At 66.4% G+C, this 14,342-nt stretch carries 13 protein-coding genes and 1 pseudogene; 8 read left to right on the plus strand and 6 right to left on the minus strand.

Annotated elements, in window-relative coordinates:
* The first annotated feature begins 67 nt into the window (after positions 1 to 67).
* Together IT350_13585 and IT350_13590 are read left to right on the plus strand one after the other, a co-directional pair.
* On the plus strand, positions 68 to 1,597 hold the full coding sequence (locus IT350_13585; GenBank protein ID MCC6159075.1) for a glycosyltransferase family 39 protein: 1,530 nt from the start codon (positions 68 to 70) through the stop codon (positions 1,595 to 1,597).
* Between the two features lie 129 nt (positions 1,598 to 1,726).
* Positions 1,727 to 2,185, plus strand: a complete 459-nt coding sequence (locus IT350_13590; GenBank protein MCC6159076.1) for a methylglyoxal synthase — start codon at positions 1,727 to 1,729, stop codon at positions 2,183 to 2,185.
* Positions 2,186 to 2,197: 12 nt separating this feature from the next.
* On the opposite strand, the pseudogene IT350_13595 reads toward IT350_13590, so the two are convergent.
* The 3 genes and pseudogenes from IT350_13595 to IT350_13605 all read right to left on the minus strand — a co-directional run bounded on the left by IT350_13595 (position 2,198) and on the right by IT350_13605 (position 3,629).
* A pseudogene (locus tag IT350_13595) lies at positions 2,198 to 2,539 on the minus strand (MoaD/ThiS family protein).
* Between the two features lie 165 nt (positions 2,540 to 2,704).
* Complete coding sequence (locus IT350_13600) at positions 2,705 to 2,938, minus strand: hypothetical protein (GenBank protein MCC6159077.1); 234 nt, start codon at positions 2,936 to 2,938, stop codon at positions 2,705 to 2,707.
* Positions 2,925 to 3,629, minus strand: a complete 705-nt coding sequence (locus tag IT350_13605; protein ID MCC6159078.1) for a hypothetical protein — start codon at positions 3,627 to 3,629, stop codon at positions 2,925 to 2,927. Before IT350_13605 ends, IT350_13600 begins: the two co-directional genes overlap by 14 nt.
* A gap of 414 nt (positions 3,630 to 4,043) precedes the next feature.
* Between IT350_13605 and IT350_13610 the strand changes: the two genes are divergently transcribed.
* On the plus strand, positions 4,044 to 4,772 hold the full coding sequence (locus IT350_13610) for a TonB family protein (GenBank protein MCC6159079.1): 729 nt from the start codon (positions 4,044 to 4,046) through the stop codon (positions 4,770 to 4,772).
* A 24-nt stretch (positions 4,773 to 4,796) separates the two neighbouring features.
* Here the strand turns inward: IT350_13610 and IT350_13615 are convergent, their stop codons facing one another.
* The 3 genes from IT350_13615 to IT350_13625 all read right to left on the minus strand — a co-directional run bounded on the left by IT350_13615 (position 4,797) and on the right by IT350_13625 (position 8,430).
* Positions 4,797 to 5,498, minus strand: a complete 702-nt coding sequence (locus IT350_13615) for a hypothetical protein (GenBank protein ID MCC6159080.1) — start codon at positions 5,496 to 5,498, stop codon at positions 4,797 to 4,799.
* Between the two features lie 92 nt (positions 5,499 to 5,590).
* Positions 5,591 to 6,751 (minus strand): hypothetical protein, encoded by a 1,161-nt coding sequence (locus tag IT350_13620; protein MCC6159081.1) that lies wholly within the window; start codon positions 6,749 to 6,751, stop codon positions 5,591 to 5,593.
* Positions 6,752 to 6,864: 113 nt separating this feature from the next.
* Positions 6,865 to 8,430, minus strand: coding sequence for a glycosyltransferase family 39 protein (locus IT350_13625; GenBank protein ID MCC6159082.1), 1,566 nt, complete (start codon positions 8,428 to 8,430; stop codon positions 6,865 to 6,867).
* 190 nt (positions 8,431 to 8,620) lie between these two features.
* Here IT350_13625 and IT350_13630 point away from each other — a divergent pair, with 190 nt between their 5' ends.
* The 5 genes from IT350_13630 to IT350_13650 form a co-directional block, all read left to right on the plus strand.
* Positions 8,621 to 9,760: a P-loop NTPase gene (locus IT350_13630; protein MCC6159083.1), complete on the plus strand. Its 1,140-nt coding sequence runs from the start codon at positions 8,621 to 8,623 to the stop codon at positions 9,758 to 9,760.
* A gap of 20 nt (positions 9,761 to 9,780) precedes the next feature.
* Positions 9,781 to 10,827, plus strand: coding sequence for a WYL domain-containing protein (locus tag IT350_13635; GenBank protein MCC6159084.1), 1,047 nt, complete (start codon positions 9,781 to 9,783; stop codon positions 10,825 to 10,827).
* Positions 10,828 to 10,928: 101 nt separating this feature from the next.
* Positions 10,929 to 11,216, plus strand: coding sequence for a hypothetical protein (locus tag IT350_13640; GenBank protein ID MCC6159085.1), 288 nt, complete (start codon positions 10,929 to 10,931; stop codon positions 11,214 to 11,216).
* Between the two features lie 41 nt (positions 11,217 to 11,257).
* The gene (locus IT350_13645) at positions 11,258 to 13,999 is read left to right on the plus strand and encodes a PAS domain-containing protein (protein ID MCC6159086.1); all 2,742 of its coding nucleotides are present in this window, start codon (positions 11,258 to 11,260) and stop codon (positions 13,997 to 13,999) included.
* A gap of 61 nt (positions 14,000 to 14,060) precedes the next feature.
* Positions 14,061 to 14,342: ABC transporter ATP-binding protein (locus tag IT350_13650; GenBank protein ID MCC6159087.1), on the plus strand; the 282-nt coding region annotated here is incomplete at its 3' end.

Below are 14,342 nucleotides of genomic sequence, written 5' to 3' on the forward strand. Positions count from 1 at the left end.
ACGCCGCTGGACCGCGCCGAGCCGCGCCGCTATCGTCCGAGTGATGTCCGAGGATCGTCCATCCCCCATGTCGCCGTGGCCCGTGGCCGCGTTGCACATCGCGCTCATGGTCGCGCTCGCCGCGTTTTTGCGTGGGGCGTTTTTCGCGGGAGCGGTGCTGCCCGACGACATGGTGTATGTCAGCCAGATCGATCAGATCCGTCAGGGCGGCTGGCCGGAGATTTCGGCGGCGAACCTGTGGGCCGCGCGCCCGTTGCTGCTCCTCATCATGCGCGCGTCGCTCGCGGTCTTCGGCTGGAACGACGTAGGGCTCGTCGCGCCGTTTTTCGCCGCGTCGATTGCGCTTGTCGCGGGCGCGTATCTCGTCGCGGCGAAATTCGCGGGCCGCAACGCGGGGCTCCTGGCCGCGCTCGCGCTCGCCGTGTGTCCGCTCGATCTCGTGTATTCGACGACCGTGGCGAACGACATCCTCGCGTCGGCCTTCGCGTGGGGCGGCGCGGCGATCGCGGTGTTCGTGATTCCATTCCGATGTGGCCCGGCCGCCCCCGGCCGGGATGCCTCCCAACTCGCGCTCCCCGTTTTGGGCTTCGCCGGTTTCGTGACGGGCTGCGCGGCGGCGGTGAAACTCACGGGCATGATCGCGGGGCCGATCGCGGTCATCGCCGTGTGGCTCGCGACCGGGCGCGACGAGCGCGGCAAGACTCTTGCGCCTACGGCTGCGTTTCTCGCCGGATGGCTCGTCGCGCAGATCGCCCTCGCCGCGTTTATCGGCGCACACACGGGCGACCCCTTCGCGCACTTCGCCGCCGAGCGCGACTACTATCTGCGTTCCGACTGGATGATCCACGACGCGAACCCGATCCGTCTCCTCGCCGCGTATCCCGGATGGATGTCGGGCCTCGTGCCCGAGCGCTATGGCTCCGTAACGCTCTGGCCGTTCGGCGCGTGGTGGTGGATGTTCGCCCTCGCGGCGGTCGTCGCGTGGCGGCGCGAGTCGCGCGCGGTCCGCGCGGCGATTGTCGCGACGCTGCTCGTGCTCGCCGTTCTCGAATTCGCCCCGTTGCGTCTGTGGCCGTACGTGCCGATCCACCGCCTGCCGCGGGTGTTGCACCTCGCGCTGGCGCCCGCTGCCGTCGCGATCGGCGCGGCGTTCGCGGCGATCCCATCGGCCCGGCGCGGATTCCTCGTCCTCGCGCTCATGGTCACCTCGCTGATCCCCGGCGCGCTTTCGGCGCGCGTGACGTCCGACATCGGTCGCGACAAACGCATCGCGGCGGAATATGTGCAATCGAACCGTCCCGCGCGCGTCGTGACCGATGTCGAGATGGCGCAGTATCTGGAGTTTCGCGCGGACATGTCGCCCACGTATTCCATCGACGCGCAGCAGGCCGCGCCGACTTTCTTGCCGCCGGGATCGCTCGTCATTTACGGTGGGTCTCGACGGCTGGAATACACGGTGGACGACGCGCCGGCGTGGCGCGAAGCCGCCGCGAAACGCGGCTGCCGAATCGTGGCGACATCGACCGCGTCACCCAACCCGTGGCGCGCTGATGGACTCGTCGTCTGCGAAGTGCCTGTTATTATTGATAAATTCTAGTTGTGTGATGATTCGGAAGTAACCGCCGGAACATGATGATTCTCACGGTTTAACGCAACGCGTCATGCGATGATGCATCGATTCCCCGCGCGCCGCCCGTCCCGGGCGACGGCGTCATGAAAGGAACGAATGATGAAACCGTCCACGAATCCCAAGCGCGTCGCCCTCGTCGCGCACGACCATAAGAAACGCGACATGGTGGAATGGGCCCGCTACAACAAGGACCTGCTCGCCAACCACACGCTCTGCGCCACCGGCACGACGGGCGCGATGATCGAACAGGAACTCGGTCTGCCGGTTGAGAAACTCAAGAGCGGTCCGCTCGGCGGCGACCTTCAGCTCGGCGCGATGATCTCGGAAAACCGGCTCGATATGCTGATCTTTTTTTGGGACCCGCTGGAGCCGCAGCCGCACGACGTGGAAGTGAAGGCGCTGCTGCGCATCTGCGTGGTCTACAACGTCCCGGTCGCGTGCAATCGGGCGACAGCCGATTTCGTGATCTCGTCGGAGCTGATGGGACGCACCTACGAGCGCATGATTCCGGTGTACGACGGCGACCGCGCGCGACCGCTGCCCGCCGAGCATTGACTCCGACGCCTTGCCCCCGCTGACGGCGGGAAGGATCGAGATCGTTTCGCCCGCGACGGGCGTGTCGAGTCCGGCGAGGAAGCGGATGTTTTCCTCGCCGACGAAGACGCTCACGTGCGGGCGCACCGCGCCCTGGTTGTCGGCGATCCGGTCGCGAAGGCCCGGGTACGCGCGCCATAAGGCGGCGAGCGCCTCGCGCACGGTGGCGGCCTGCGTTTCAACGCGTGCTTCGATACGCGCCGCCCGAGGAGATTGCGACCAGCATCTCCGCCGCGTCCGTGGGATGCGGAACGATCGTGCGCAGGGAGAGCCCGCCGCCGCCGGGCATCCACCGCGGGCGGTGGGGATGGTCATCGACACCTTACACGAGGGACCACGTCGCGCCGCCGAGAGTTTCGCGCTCATCGATCCCTCCGGGCAGGTGTTTCGAGACGATTCACGATTTCGCGTTGCGGGAAACGGATGTAGCACGACGCCGTCGCATCGCGCCACGAAATTGCGCCCGCGCGGTGGTGGATCTCACATCGTGACGGCGAGAAAGCGCTTGGGTCTCGCGGCGGCGGAGATGTCGCGGATGTCTTCGAGGGTGAAGGTCGGTGCGTCCTGCGGCGGCTTCAGCCAGATCGCGTCGATGACGATGCAGTCGCTCACCACATCGCCATGTGCGAGGGTCACATCGACGACGCGGTAGCCGCCGGCGCCGACGGGGATGGCGCTCGCCCGCGCGCTCCACTTTTCGTCAAGGGTAAGCATGTTCCGACCAGTTTCTGCCGTCGTCGGAGGTGTAAAACCCCTGGACCGAGGGATAACCCACGCCGAACGGGAGAAGGATTTCCACCCCGCCTCCACGTTGTCCGAAGCGGCGCGGCGCGACGCCCGTTCGACCGAGAACAGGCGACGAAATCTCGATCCGGAACAGGTGCGTGCGCGGAATCGCGCCCGGCAGGGCGTAGCGTTCCGCGATATCCTGTCCGTCCAGGGATTTCATCGTGCGAATCGCATCCTCCCATGTCGTCACATAGGTTCCCGGCAACACCTGCCCGTCGGGCGTGAGCCGGGGATCATGACGAAACGCGGTGAATCGTCCATATACCCCCGCGGGAATCCACGCAAAGGGGGCGTCCACGGATCGGTCGATCAACAACTCCCGGTCATGATCGCTTTCGTCGTCCGACCAACCCCTGCTCTCGATATCGGCGCGCCCCGTTTCATCGTCGATCGGCGCCAATTCGCGCGGCTCTCCCCAAGGTCGACATTCGGGATCGGCGTCGAGTTCCAGAATCCAGCGAGATGTGGCGTGGGCTTCGCGTTTTCGAAGCCAGATCAGAGGGGCGAAAACGTCGTGTCCGTAGAGGACGCCGGTGAGCGGGCCTTGTGGAAACTGAACACGCACGACATGGTATGCCATGCCGTGTTCCGGCGCGTCGAAAAAACGCGCGGTCATGGTTTTCTCGATCCGCAAAATTTCCTCCCGCGTATACCGCCATTAAAACACAGGCGACGTTTTGGTCAAGGAACATAATATCGATTCCAAAAAAAGAAATATGGGGACGCCGTCACAGGACAGTAACGTCGCAACATTCGATTATTCCAAACGATTTTTCCCGTCACCGTACGTTACATCGAGCATGACGGATTTTTCTTCAAAAAATTCGCTCGGCCGGCGAAGCGCGGGAACCGGATCGCGGCGCGCGTTTCCAACGCGATCGAGGTCGCACACGTCGGCGCGGTCGGGCGCAATTGACATCGAGGGCCGACATTCTAAGGTGTCGCGCGCAGTTTGCGCGACAGGGTCGAAAGGGATCGTGCGATGGCTTCGCACGATCGGTGCAAAGAACACGGAGTGCCTTGCCCGGCCATGTATTGGGAATACGAACCGCCCAAACGGCGGTACATCTTTCAGATCACGATCGCCGTTTCCATCGGCTTTCACGTGCTCGTGTGGGCGGGCTTGACGCACCTGGGCACGCGCCCGGCGAGCGATTCGTATCTCGTTCAGCTCGTGGTCGCCCGCGGGATGATGCGCGCGACACCGCCACCGCCCCCCCCGCCGCCGGCCACGCCCACGCCGCCCCCGACGCCGAAGCCGACTCCCGCGCCCACTCCGGTCGCACCGCCGCCGAATCAGGAAACCAAGCCGCCCGACGCCGAGCCGCCCAAACCGGTTTTCGGCGTCACCGAGGATTCCGTCGTCGAGGATTCGAGTTTCGCGGTGCGCGTCGGCAATACGCTGATGCAGGCGCAGGAAAAGGATTTCACCGACCCCTCGAAGGTGAAGCCCTATGCGCCGCAGCCCGTGAAACAACAGGCGATCAAGGCGAACGCCCCGCCGAAACTGCGCTCCAAGGTCGACCCGGAATACCCCGCCCTGGCGCGCAAGGCCGGACGCGAGGGGCGCGTCGTGCTGCGTGTGCTGATCGGTGCGGACGGCCACGTGAAGTCCGTGACCGTGGTACGCGCCGAGCCGCCGGATTTCGGGTTCGAGCAGGCAGCCGTCGAGGCGGTGCAGCAGTGGGTCTATTCGCCGCCCACGGAGGGCGTCGATACCTGGTTCTTCCAGCCGGTGCGTTTTTCGCTGGAGGAGTGACGTCGCGCCACCCTTCGTCGCCGCTCAGCCGCAGCCGCAGATCGGATCGCCGTCGTCATCGTCGTCGTCATCGTTCGCGGGCTGCGTGTCGTCGTCGGCATCGTCATCCATCGTGTCGTCGTCCGCCGCGTCGTCGTCGACCGCGTCGTCATCCGCCGTGTCGTCGTCCGCCACATCGTCGTCCGCGTCGTCGTCGGGGTACCAGTCGTCGTCGTCCGCATCGTCGTCGTCGGCGTCGTCATCGGTGGGATTGCACGGATCGTAGGTGAGCGTCGCACTCATCTCGTGCGGACCCGTCGGTGAGCCGACGTCGCCCTGAATCAGCACTTCGACGGCGTTCTCGTTCGTGTTCACCGGTGTTGCGTTGAACGAAAAGATGGCCGTTTCGCCGTCGGCGAGGCCGCCGCCCGGGCCGACCGTGCGCGTGAACACCCACTGCACGCCGTTGCCGTTGGGATAAGGCGTCGCGAACCAGAAGCCGTCGATCGACTGCGGCGGCGGGACGAACACGTCGCCCAGCACCCAAGAGTCGCCGAAGCTCACGTCCACGAAACGCAGTGTCTCGCCGTCGGGCGAGTCGTAGTCCACGGAAATCTCGAAATACGATTCCTCGCCTCCGTCGAGGCACTCCGGGCCTGGGGTCGAAATTACCGTGCCCGGGCCGATCGCGGCCAATAACGCGCACGGAACCAGCAACGCAAACATCGCCATCCACAGCCGTTTCATGTCATTCCTCCGCGTGGGTCTTATGTCATCATAACGCGGCGATCAAACTTCGTTCAAGCGACTTGAAATCGATGGAGCGAGATTCGACGATGTCAGCACCCGCAGCCGCCGCTGTTCGAGTCGTCATCATCGTTATCTCCGCTGTCGTCGTCGGCCGCGTCGTCGTCATCGATGGCGCCGTCGTCATCCGGATGGAGGTCGTCATCCGTGTCGTCGTCGGCGTCGTCATCCGCATCGTCGTCGAATTCGTCGCAGCCCTCGACGACGCACGCGGTGCCCGAGACGAACTCGCCGGAATCCGCCGCGATGCGGTAGTCGAAGCCGTCGTTCGCCTCGGCGTCCGTCGTGGCCCGGAACGCGAACTCGAGCGACTCGCCCTCGCGGATGTCGCCGTACGCGGCCGACGAACCGCCGGAGGTGAACATCCACCGGACACCCACGTCGCCGATGTCGCCGGGCAGCAGTTCGTAAGCCCACGTCCCCCAGTGCAGCGCGTCGGGCGCGTGGACCGCGTCGAGCACGTACGTCTCGCTCGGCATGTAGAGATCGACGCTGTTGATCCATCGCTGAATTGGTCCTGGCGTGGTGGTGTTGGCGACGATGAATTCGAAGTCGTAGAGCTGCGCGCCCGTGAGCAGCACGGGGTTGTTGAAATCGAGCGTCGCCGAGAAATCGCCGCCCGTGTCGTCATCCGTGTCGTCGTCGACATCGTCATCGACATCATCGTCCGTGTCGTCATCCGTGTCGTCGTCGGTCGGCTCGCAGATCTCGTACGTGAACGATGCGCTCATCTCGTGGGGCGGCGTCGGCGAGGCCACGTCGCCCTCGATGACCACGTTGATTTCGTTTTCGTTCGGGTTCACCGGCGTGGCGCGGAACGAAAAGACGGCGGTTTCGCCGTCGGCCAGCCCGCCTCCCGGGCCGGACGTGCGATTGAAGACCCACTGCACGCCGTTGCCGTTGGGGTAAGCCGTCGCGGTCCACGATCCCGAGATCGACTGCGGCGGCGGCGAGTAGAGCGTGCCCAGTTCCCACGAGTCGCCGAAGGACACATCGACAAACCGCAGGGTTTCGTTGTCAGGGGAATCGTAGGCGACCGAGATTTCGAACAGCGCCTCCTCGCCGCCCTCGATGCAGTCGGGCGCCGGCGCGGAGATGACGGTACCGCCGCCGATGGCACCCATGAACGCGAATGGAATTGCCAGCGTGAAGACCACAACCCACAGCGTGCGCACTTCCCACAGCCGACGCATTTCGGCTCCCCCGAAATTGGAATGGCCGATCTTAACGCCGCCGACCGGGGTGGCACAAGTAAAATCGACATTCTTGTCGAAAGAAAATCGACGTGATCGTCACAAACGATCGGTCACGGATTTGGCGTCGCTTGCACGCGACCCCGCTTCGCGCGCGGCGGGCAGAGCGGGTCGTCCGGCGGGCGCGGCAGCAGGATGCGCTCGGGGTAATCCTTCGACGGCTCGTAGCAGCGGTCGATGGCGTGATGCACGATATCGGGCTGGAGCTGCGAGAGGTGGTCTTTGAGCACCACGCCGTACCGGCGCGTCAGGACGGAGCGCAGCACCAGCGCGTTTTGTTCCTCCATGTCCTCGGGCAGCAAAATCCCCGCGCGATAGTGAATGAATCGCCCGACGATGGGCCGGAACGTGCCGTAGCCGTACACGGCGTCGATCACCGGGGACTCGGGCGGCGCATGGTCCAGCACGTACCGGAACTCGGCCATCTGATGATCGCGGTCGGCCAGGTCGGCCATCGTCAGGAACTGTGGGGGAACGAGCGCGGCGAGGAGCCAGAGCGCCGCGCGGCGCCGGGGCATGGCGACCACCAGCCGCGCCGCGAGTATCGCCGCGAAGGCGAGTCCCATGAGAAACATGTGCGGCACGGGGAAGCTCAAGAGCAACAGCGGTACCAACCCGGCCGCGAGCATCCGCCCGGAGACGGTGTCGACGAGTCGATCCGCGATCGCTCCCGGCTCGCCCCACCACCGGGCGCGCACCGCGCCGACGCCGCCGCCGAAAACCGTGAAGGCGTGCCCCGCGACAAAGACCGTGATGAAAATCCAGTGGTATGGCTTCATCAAGTAGGGATCGATGTGACCGAGGCCATGTGTGACGACGGCGTCCACGGCGTCGGGTCGGACGACGCCGGTCGCGAGGAGCAGCGCGACGAAGATCGTGTACGGCGCGACGATCAGTACGCCGAAGATCGCCATGTCGATGACGCGGCGGCGAAGAGGCGCGTGGAATCGCGCAAATCGCAGGTGCTCGAACGCCATCGCGACGATGAGGGCGTAGAGGCCGTTTTTCAGCGTGAACAGCGTCGAGATGCCGAGGATCGCTCCCGCGCCGAAGAACCGCGCCGGTTTCCACGAGGGGTCGTCCGCAGCGCGAAAAACGAGCCAGGCGGCGACGAACACGAGCGGCAATGTGAACGTGTCGGGACGCGCCTCGCCCAGCGACTGCACGGCCCAAGGAGAGGAGACGAAGAGCGTCGTGGCGACAAGCGCGGCGAGCCGGCCCGCAACGCGTCGGGCCGTCACCCACACCAGGGCCACGGTCGCGAGCACCACAGGCAGAATCGCGACGCGAACCGCGCCCAGCACCTCGGGCGCCGCCCCCACCGCGCGATACACGGGCCAGATCAGGAGGTTGAAGAGCGGTGTATGCGAGTGGAGGTAATCTCTGTACGGAATGACGCCCCGGTCGAAGAGCCAGAGCATCTGGATATTTTCGAATTCGTCGACATTGAATCGCCCGAAGAGGGTGAACGACACGAGTCGCCAGATCGACGCGGCGAGGACCGCGACGAGGATCGCGATCAAGGCGCGGCGCGTGGCCGGTCCCGCCTCGGGCCATGGTGGCCGCACAATGGGCGGCTTTGTGGGGTCGCCGGGCGCGTGGGGCAACGTCGTCTCCATTCGGATCGCCCTACAAAAAACCAAAACGAAAAAACCAACAAGCGCCGCGCGGCGGCTTCGCGCAATTTTCGGTTATTTTTGCGTTTGCACATTTTTTATTGTTCGGGGGAAAACCTGCCGATAAGATGCGCGGGCTTTCCACATGAAAGACGCCGGGCGGGTGCGTCCGACGCAAGTGAAGGGGTGAGGCGTGGCCGAGCGCGGGGGCACGCGATCGAATACCGCCGGGGGTGCCGATGGCGTCGCCGCGCGCGTGTGGAATCCGGGCGGCCCGAGCGCCGCGCGCATGAAACTCGTCGAAACGCCCACCTCGAAGCCGGAGCCTGCCAAAACGGCGCGAATCGTCGCCGTCGCCGGAGCCAAGGGCGGCGTCGGCAAGTCGGTGCTCGCGTCGTCCGTCGCCATCGCCCTGGCCGCCGCGGGCCGCCGCGTGGTCGCCATCGATCTCGATCTGGGCGCGGCAAACCTGCATCTCATGACGGGCGTGAAGCGTCCCGCGAAGTCGCTCGACGACTTTTTCTCGTCGCGGACCGCGTCGCTCGCGGATTGCGCCACGCCGACGGCGTTTCCCGGCCTGCGCCTCGTGGCCGGCGACGGCGCGCGCCTCGGCGCGGCGAACCCCGCGCACCAGACCAAGATGCGCCTGATCCGCCACCTGCGCGATCTGGACGCCGACGTGATCGTCTGCGACCTCGGCGCGGGCACCGGTTACAACACGCTCGATTTCTGGCTGATGGCCGGCGAACGTCTCGTCGTCACCACGACCGAGCCCCCCGCGATTCTCGACGCCTACGCGATGATCAAGACATCGCTCTACCGCTACCTGCTCATGCGGCTCAAGGCGCAGCCGGATCGACCGGAAAACTTCGATGCGATCGAGGAATATTTGCACGGCCGCGCCGAACCGACCATCGCCGCGCTCAGCCTGCGCGGATACCTTGCGAAGCTGCGCGAGCAGGACGGTGTCGTCGCGGGCAAGATGCGCACCTGGGTCGAGTCGTTCGCGATCGAATTCGTCCTCAACCAGTCGCACGGCGAGGCCGACCTCGCCCTGGTCGGGCGGCTCACCGATCTTGCGGCCGGCAACCTCGGTCTCACGCCGCCGTCGGTGACGCGCCTGCCGCGCGAGGCCACGCTGCCCAACTCCATCGCCCGGCTCGTGCCCTTCGTGGCGTCGCGGCCCGAGAGTCCGTATGCGTGGGCCGTCGCCGAACTCGCGGCACGGATCGCCGGACTGGGTCGCAACGACGGCGCGCGGCGCATTCTCGCCGCCCTCGCCGTGAATGCCGGCGACGCGGCCGAGCGCATCCGCACGCAAATCTTCGACTGAAGAAAACCGAGGGGGTCGCCGTGCCCGATCATGCCGGACGCAACAATCAGATCGTGCGTCAGTGGAGTATCCTCATGCGCCTCGCGGCGAACAGCCGCTCGGGCATCGGCGTTTCGGTCAAGGAACTCCAGGACGAGTACGTCGTCACGCGACGCACGATCGAGCGCGACATCGAGGGTCTCACCGAGGCGGGTTTCCCGATCCTGCTGCTGCGTCAGGAAGGGCAACTGAAATTCTGGGGGCTCACCCAGCCCGCGCCGAATCTGCCGCCGTTTCCCCTCGATCAGGACGAACTGATCGCGGTCTATCTCGCCGCCGGGCTGCTCGAGTTCTTCGAGGGCACGCCCTATCAGGAAGGCATGGACCGCGTGCGCACCAAGATCGCGGCGACGCTGCCGCCCCGGGTTCTGGCGCGGCTCGACGACATCCGCGACCACTTCATCCCCATGCACCGCCAACGCGCGACCTACGCCGCCAAGCGCGACATCATCGCAGCGCTCAATCGGGCCCTGCTCAGTCAGCGCCAATGCCGCATCGTCTATCACGCACCGTCGCGGGCCGTGGAGCGCGAGCACGTCGTGCGTCCGTGCGGCATCCTCGTGCACCGGCAGATCCTTTACTTGGCGGCCCTCGTCGGCGATCGGACGGACCCCACCATCTTCGCGGTCGCGCGCATTCGCTTGATCGAGGTGCTCGATGCGCATTTCGATCTCCCCGAGGACTGGTCGCTCGCGCGTTACGTGGACCCGCACTTCGGCATCTGGAAGGGTACGCCCGCAAAAATCGCCCTGCGTTTCGCGCCGCATGCCGCGCACATCCCCGAGGAAATCGAATTTCACCACACGCAGAAGATCGCGAAAAACGACGACGGCTCGGTGGACGTGGAGATGACGGTCGGTGGCCTGAACGAGGTCGTGTGGTGGGTGCTTTCGTACGCCGACGCCGTGCGCGTGCTGCGTCCCAAGGGACTGGCGGACCGCGTGCGCGACACGGCGCGGGCGATTTCGGCCCTCTACGACGGCGATCGCGACGGGGCCAAGCCCGCATCGCGGAAAAAACGCCCCTGACGCCGCGCACGGCGGTCGATGCGCGGCGCGGTTTACGGCCCCCCGCCGGGGTGGTAAATTCATGACCCTGATTCCGACCGGTGTCGAGCGCGGAGGGCCTTATGTCAAAGGGCGGCTGGAAGAATACGCAACTGGACAAGATGGCCGACATGCTCGACCGCGCGCGCGAGCAGCACGCGGGCGGGCCGACCGGTTCCATCTATGACGAGGGAATCAAGAAGCGGCTGCACGAGTGTCATCCGGGCGACTGGGTGCGTCAGGTGCTCCCCGGCGCACAGAATCTCGGTCCGCTGCTGCGAGTGATCGACCCGAAGGGCGGCGTGCTGGAGGACCGCGGGGGCAAGCGCAGCAAGTTGCCGCCCCGCACGCAGGTCGTCGTCCAACCGTGAACGATGGGGCCGCGCACGGCGGCCGATTCAATCGAGGACCCGTGTCCGCCGCCGAAGAACCAGAATTCGCGATCACGCTCGATCACGCGGCGCGCATCGTCGGCATTCCGTCCGACGCGACCGGCGGCGTCGCTGACATCCTGCGCGCGAAGTTCGGTCGTCCGCTCTCCGAAGCCTGCTCCCTGCGCGACGTGCAGCGCATCGACGCGGTGCTGCGCGCAATCCTGATGGGCAAATCCGCCGCGCCCGCCCAGGCGGAGCTGGCCGCGGCGACGGGCACGGTGCGCGAGTGCACGTTCCGCTTCACGCCGCTGCACGGGGCGAACGAGCGCATCCAGGGCGTGATCGTTCACGTCAGTTCCGAAACTCCACAACGGGGCACACTGGGCACGTTGCCCGCGGCGCTGCTCTCGCGCCTGATGGGGCTCGCCAAAAGCCTGAATCTGGCGGGCGACGCGCCGACCATTGCCGCCGCCGTGGCGCGCGGCGCGAAGTTGCTCACCCGCGCCGACGTGGCCGTCGTCTTTTTGCTCGACCGATTCACGGGGCTGCTGCGCCCCGTCGCGCACCTCGGATTGCCCGAGCCGCTTCACCACATCTCGATCAACCACGGCGAGGGCACGGTGGGGCGGGTCTTCGCCACGGGTCGCGAGACGTGGGAGGCGAAACTCACCGAGGCCGTGGCGCCGGATGACCCCGCGCGGACGATCGGCGCGCAGTCGTACATCCACATTCCGCTCAGCCACGAGGCGAGCGCCGCCGGCGTGCTGTCGGTGTACGCCCTCGCGGAGGATCACTTCGACGATTCCGACGTGCGCGTGCTGACGGGTCTCGCCGAGATCGCGTCGGCGGGCCTGCACCGCGCGATGGAACGGCATGACCAGTCGCGCTCCGAAGCTTCGGTCGCGCTGGTGCTGCAGGAAGCGCCGCTCGGCATCGTCGCCTTCGATACCGAAGGGCGCATCACGCACATCAATCCCGAATTCCTGCGTCTCGCGCGTCTCGAGGCCGCGCAGCCGCGCGCCATGCTGGGCCGGAACATCTTCGCGCAATCGATCATCTTGCAGAACCGTCTGTCGCAGACGCTGGTCGCCCTGCTGCGCGGCGAACCGTTTCGGCAGGAGATTGAACGCCTGAACGCGGGGGAGACCGCGTTCGCGTGCGAAATGCACGGTCGCGCGCTGCGCAACGAAGCCGGCGCGGTGATCGGCGCGGTGGTGCTCGCGCGCGACATCGAGCGCCGCGCCGAGGCCGTGCGCGCGCTGCGCGACTCCGAGGAGCGTTACCGCTCGCTGTTCGAAAACAGCCGCGACGCCCTCATCATCCTCACGCCCGAGGGTACGATCACCGACGTGAATCCCGCCGCCGCCGAGATGCTGGGCGTGGATCGCGAGCGGCTCGCGGGCAAGTCGGGCCGCGACCTGGCGCCCCGTGACGACGCGGGCCGCGCGTACCGCGACGCCCTCGACCGGCTGCGGCGGGACGGCCGCCTGCTGCGCTCCGAAGTGCGTCTTTCGCGCGGGGCCGACGCGGATGCGGATGCGGAGTTTCCCGCCGAGATCAACGGCGTGCGCCTCGGCGACGGGACCATTCTCGTGTCCGCGCGGGACACGACCGATCGGGCGGAGCTGGAATCGCGTGTGGTGCAGGCTCAGAAGATGGAAGCGATCGGCACCCTCGCGGGCGGCATCGCGCACGATTTCAACAATCTGCTCGGCGGCATCATGGGCTACGCCTCGCTGCTGCACGAGGAGATGCGCCTGCGCCCCGAGACGTCGCTCGCGATCGACTCGATCCTGTCGGCGACGCGGGCGGCGAAGGAACGCACCGCGCAGCTTCTCGCGTTCGCGCGCGGCGGCAAGTATCAGGTGCGCCCGGTCAACCTGAACGAACTGCTCACGAACCTGCGCGACGTGGTCACGCATTCGCTGGGGCCGCGCATCCGGGTCGATCTGGAGTTGCCGGTTTCGCCGATCACCGTGATGGGCGACGGCGGGCAGCTCTCGGGCGCGTTCATGAATCTCATCATCAACGCCAAGGACGCGGTGGGCGCCGAGGGACGCATCACGATCTCGCTCAAAATGCGCCACTTTCTCGAAAACTATCAGGACGCGGACTGGACGATCGACGCGGGCCGCTACGCGATGGTGCAGGTCGAGGACACAGGTTCGGGCATCGTGCCCGAAGTGATGGACAAGATCTTCGAGCCGTACTTCACGACGAAGGGCACCGAGCGGGCCACGGGCCTCGGTCTGTCGGTGGTGATCGGCGTCGTCGAGAATCACGGCGGTTCGGTGGCGGTGGACAGCCGCGTGGGCGAGGGCACGCGTTTTCGCGTGTATCTGCCGCACGACGGCTTCGTGCCCGAGCAGGCGCCGCTGCCGCTCAAGCCCATCGTCCGGCCGCGCGACGAGGGAAAGCGTCGCATTCTCGTCGCCGAGGACGAGCCGATGCTGCGCACGCTCGCCGAGAACGTGCTGCAAAAAAGCGGCTACGAGGTGTTCGTCGCCGAGGACGGGCAGGAGGCGGTGGAGATCTTCAAGCGCGAGAAGGGGCGTTTCGACCTCGTGCTGCTCGACATGGTGATGCCGCGCATGAGCGGCGACGCGGCCTTCGCCCTGATGCGCGAGCAGCGGCCCGACGTCACGGTGCTGCTCTCGTCGGGATATTCCAAGGACACGGTGGCGCAGGATCTCTTCGCGGGCGGTGCGGCGGGTTTCCTCGAAAAGCCGTACGACATCACGCAGCTCCTCGACGCCATCCGCCAGATCCTCGACGGATGACGCGTCCGTGAACGCCGCGACTCCTCCGTTCCCCGGCGTCGCCACGCGCCCGGCCTCGGCCCTGCGCACGTCCGGCGTGGAGTTCGGCTACCGCGTCGAATCGGTGCTGGCCGGTGTCGATCTCGCCATCCGCGACGGCGAGATGGTCGGCATTGTCGGACCCAACGGCTCGGGCAAGTCCACCCTGCTGCGCATCCTCGCGGGGCTGCTCGATCCCCGGCGCGGCGAGGTCCGTCTCTTCGAAAAACCCGCCCGCGATTACGCCCGGCTCGAAGCGGCGCGCTATATCGCCTACGTCGCACAGGATCTCGCGCCGGTCTTCGGCTATACCGTTGCCGAATTC

This window comes from Deltaproteobacteria bacterium (genome assembly GCA_020845895.1).
Classification (GTDB): Bacteria; Lernaellota; Lernaellaia; order JACKCT01; family JACKCT01; genus JADLEX01.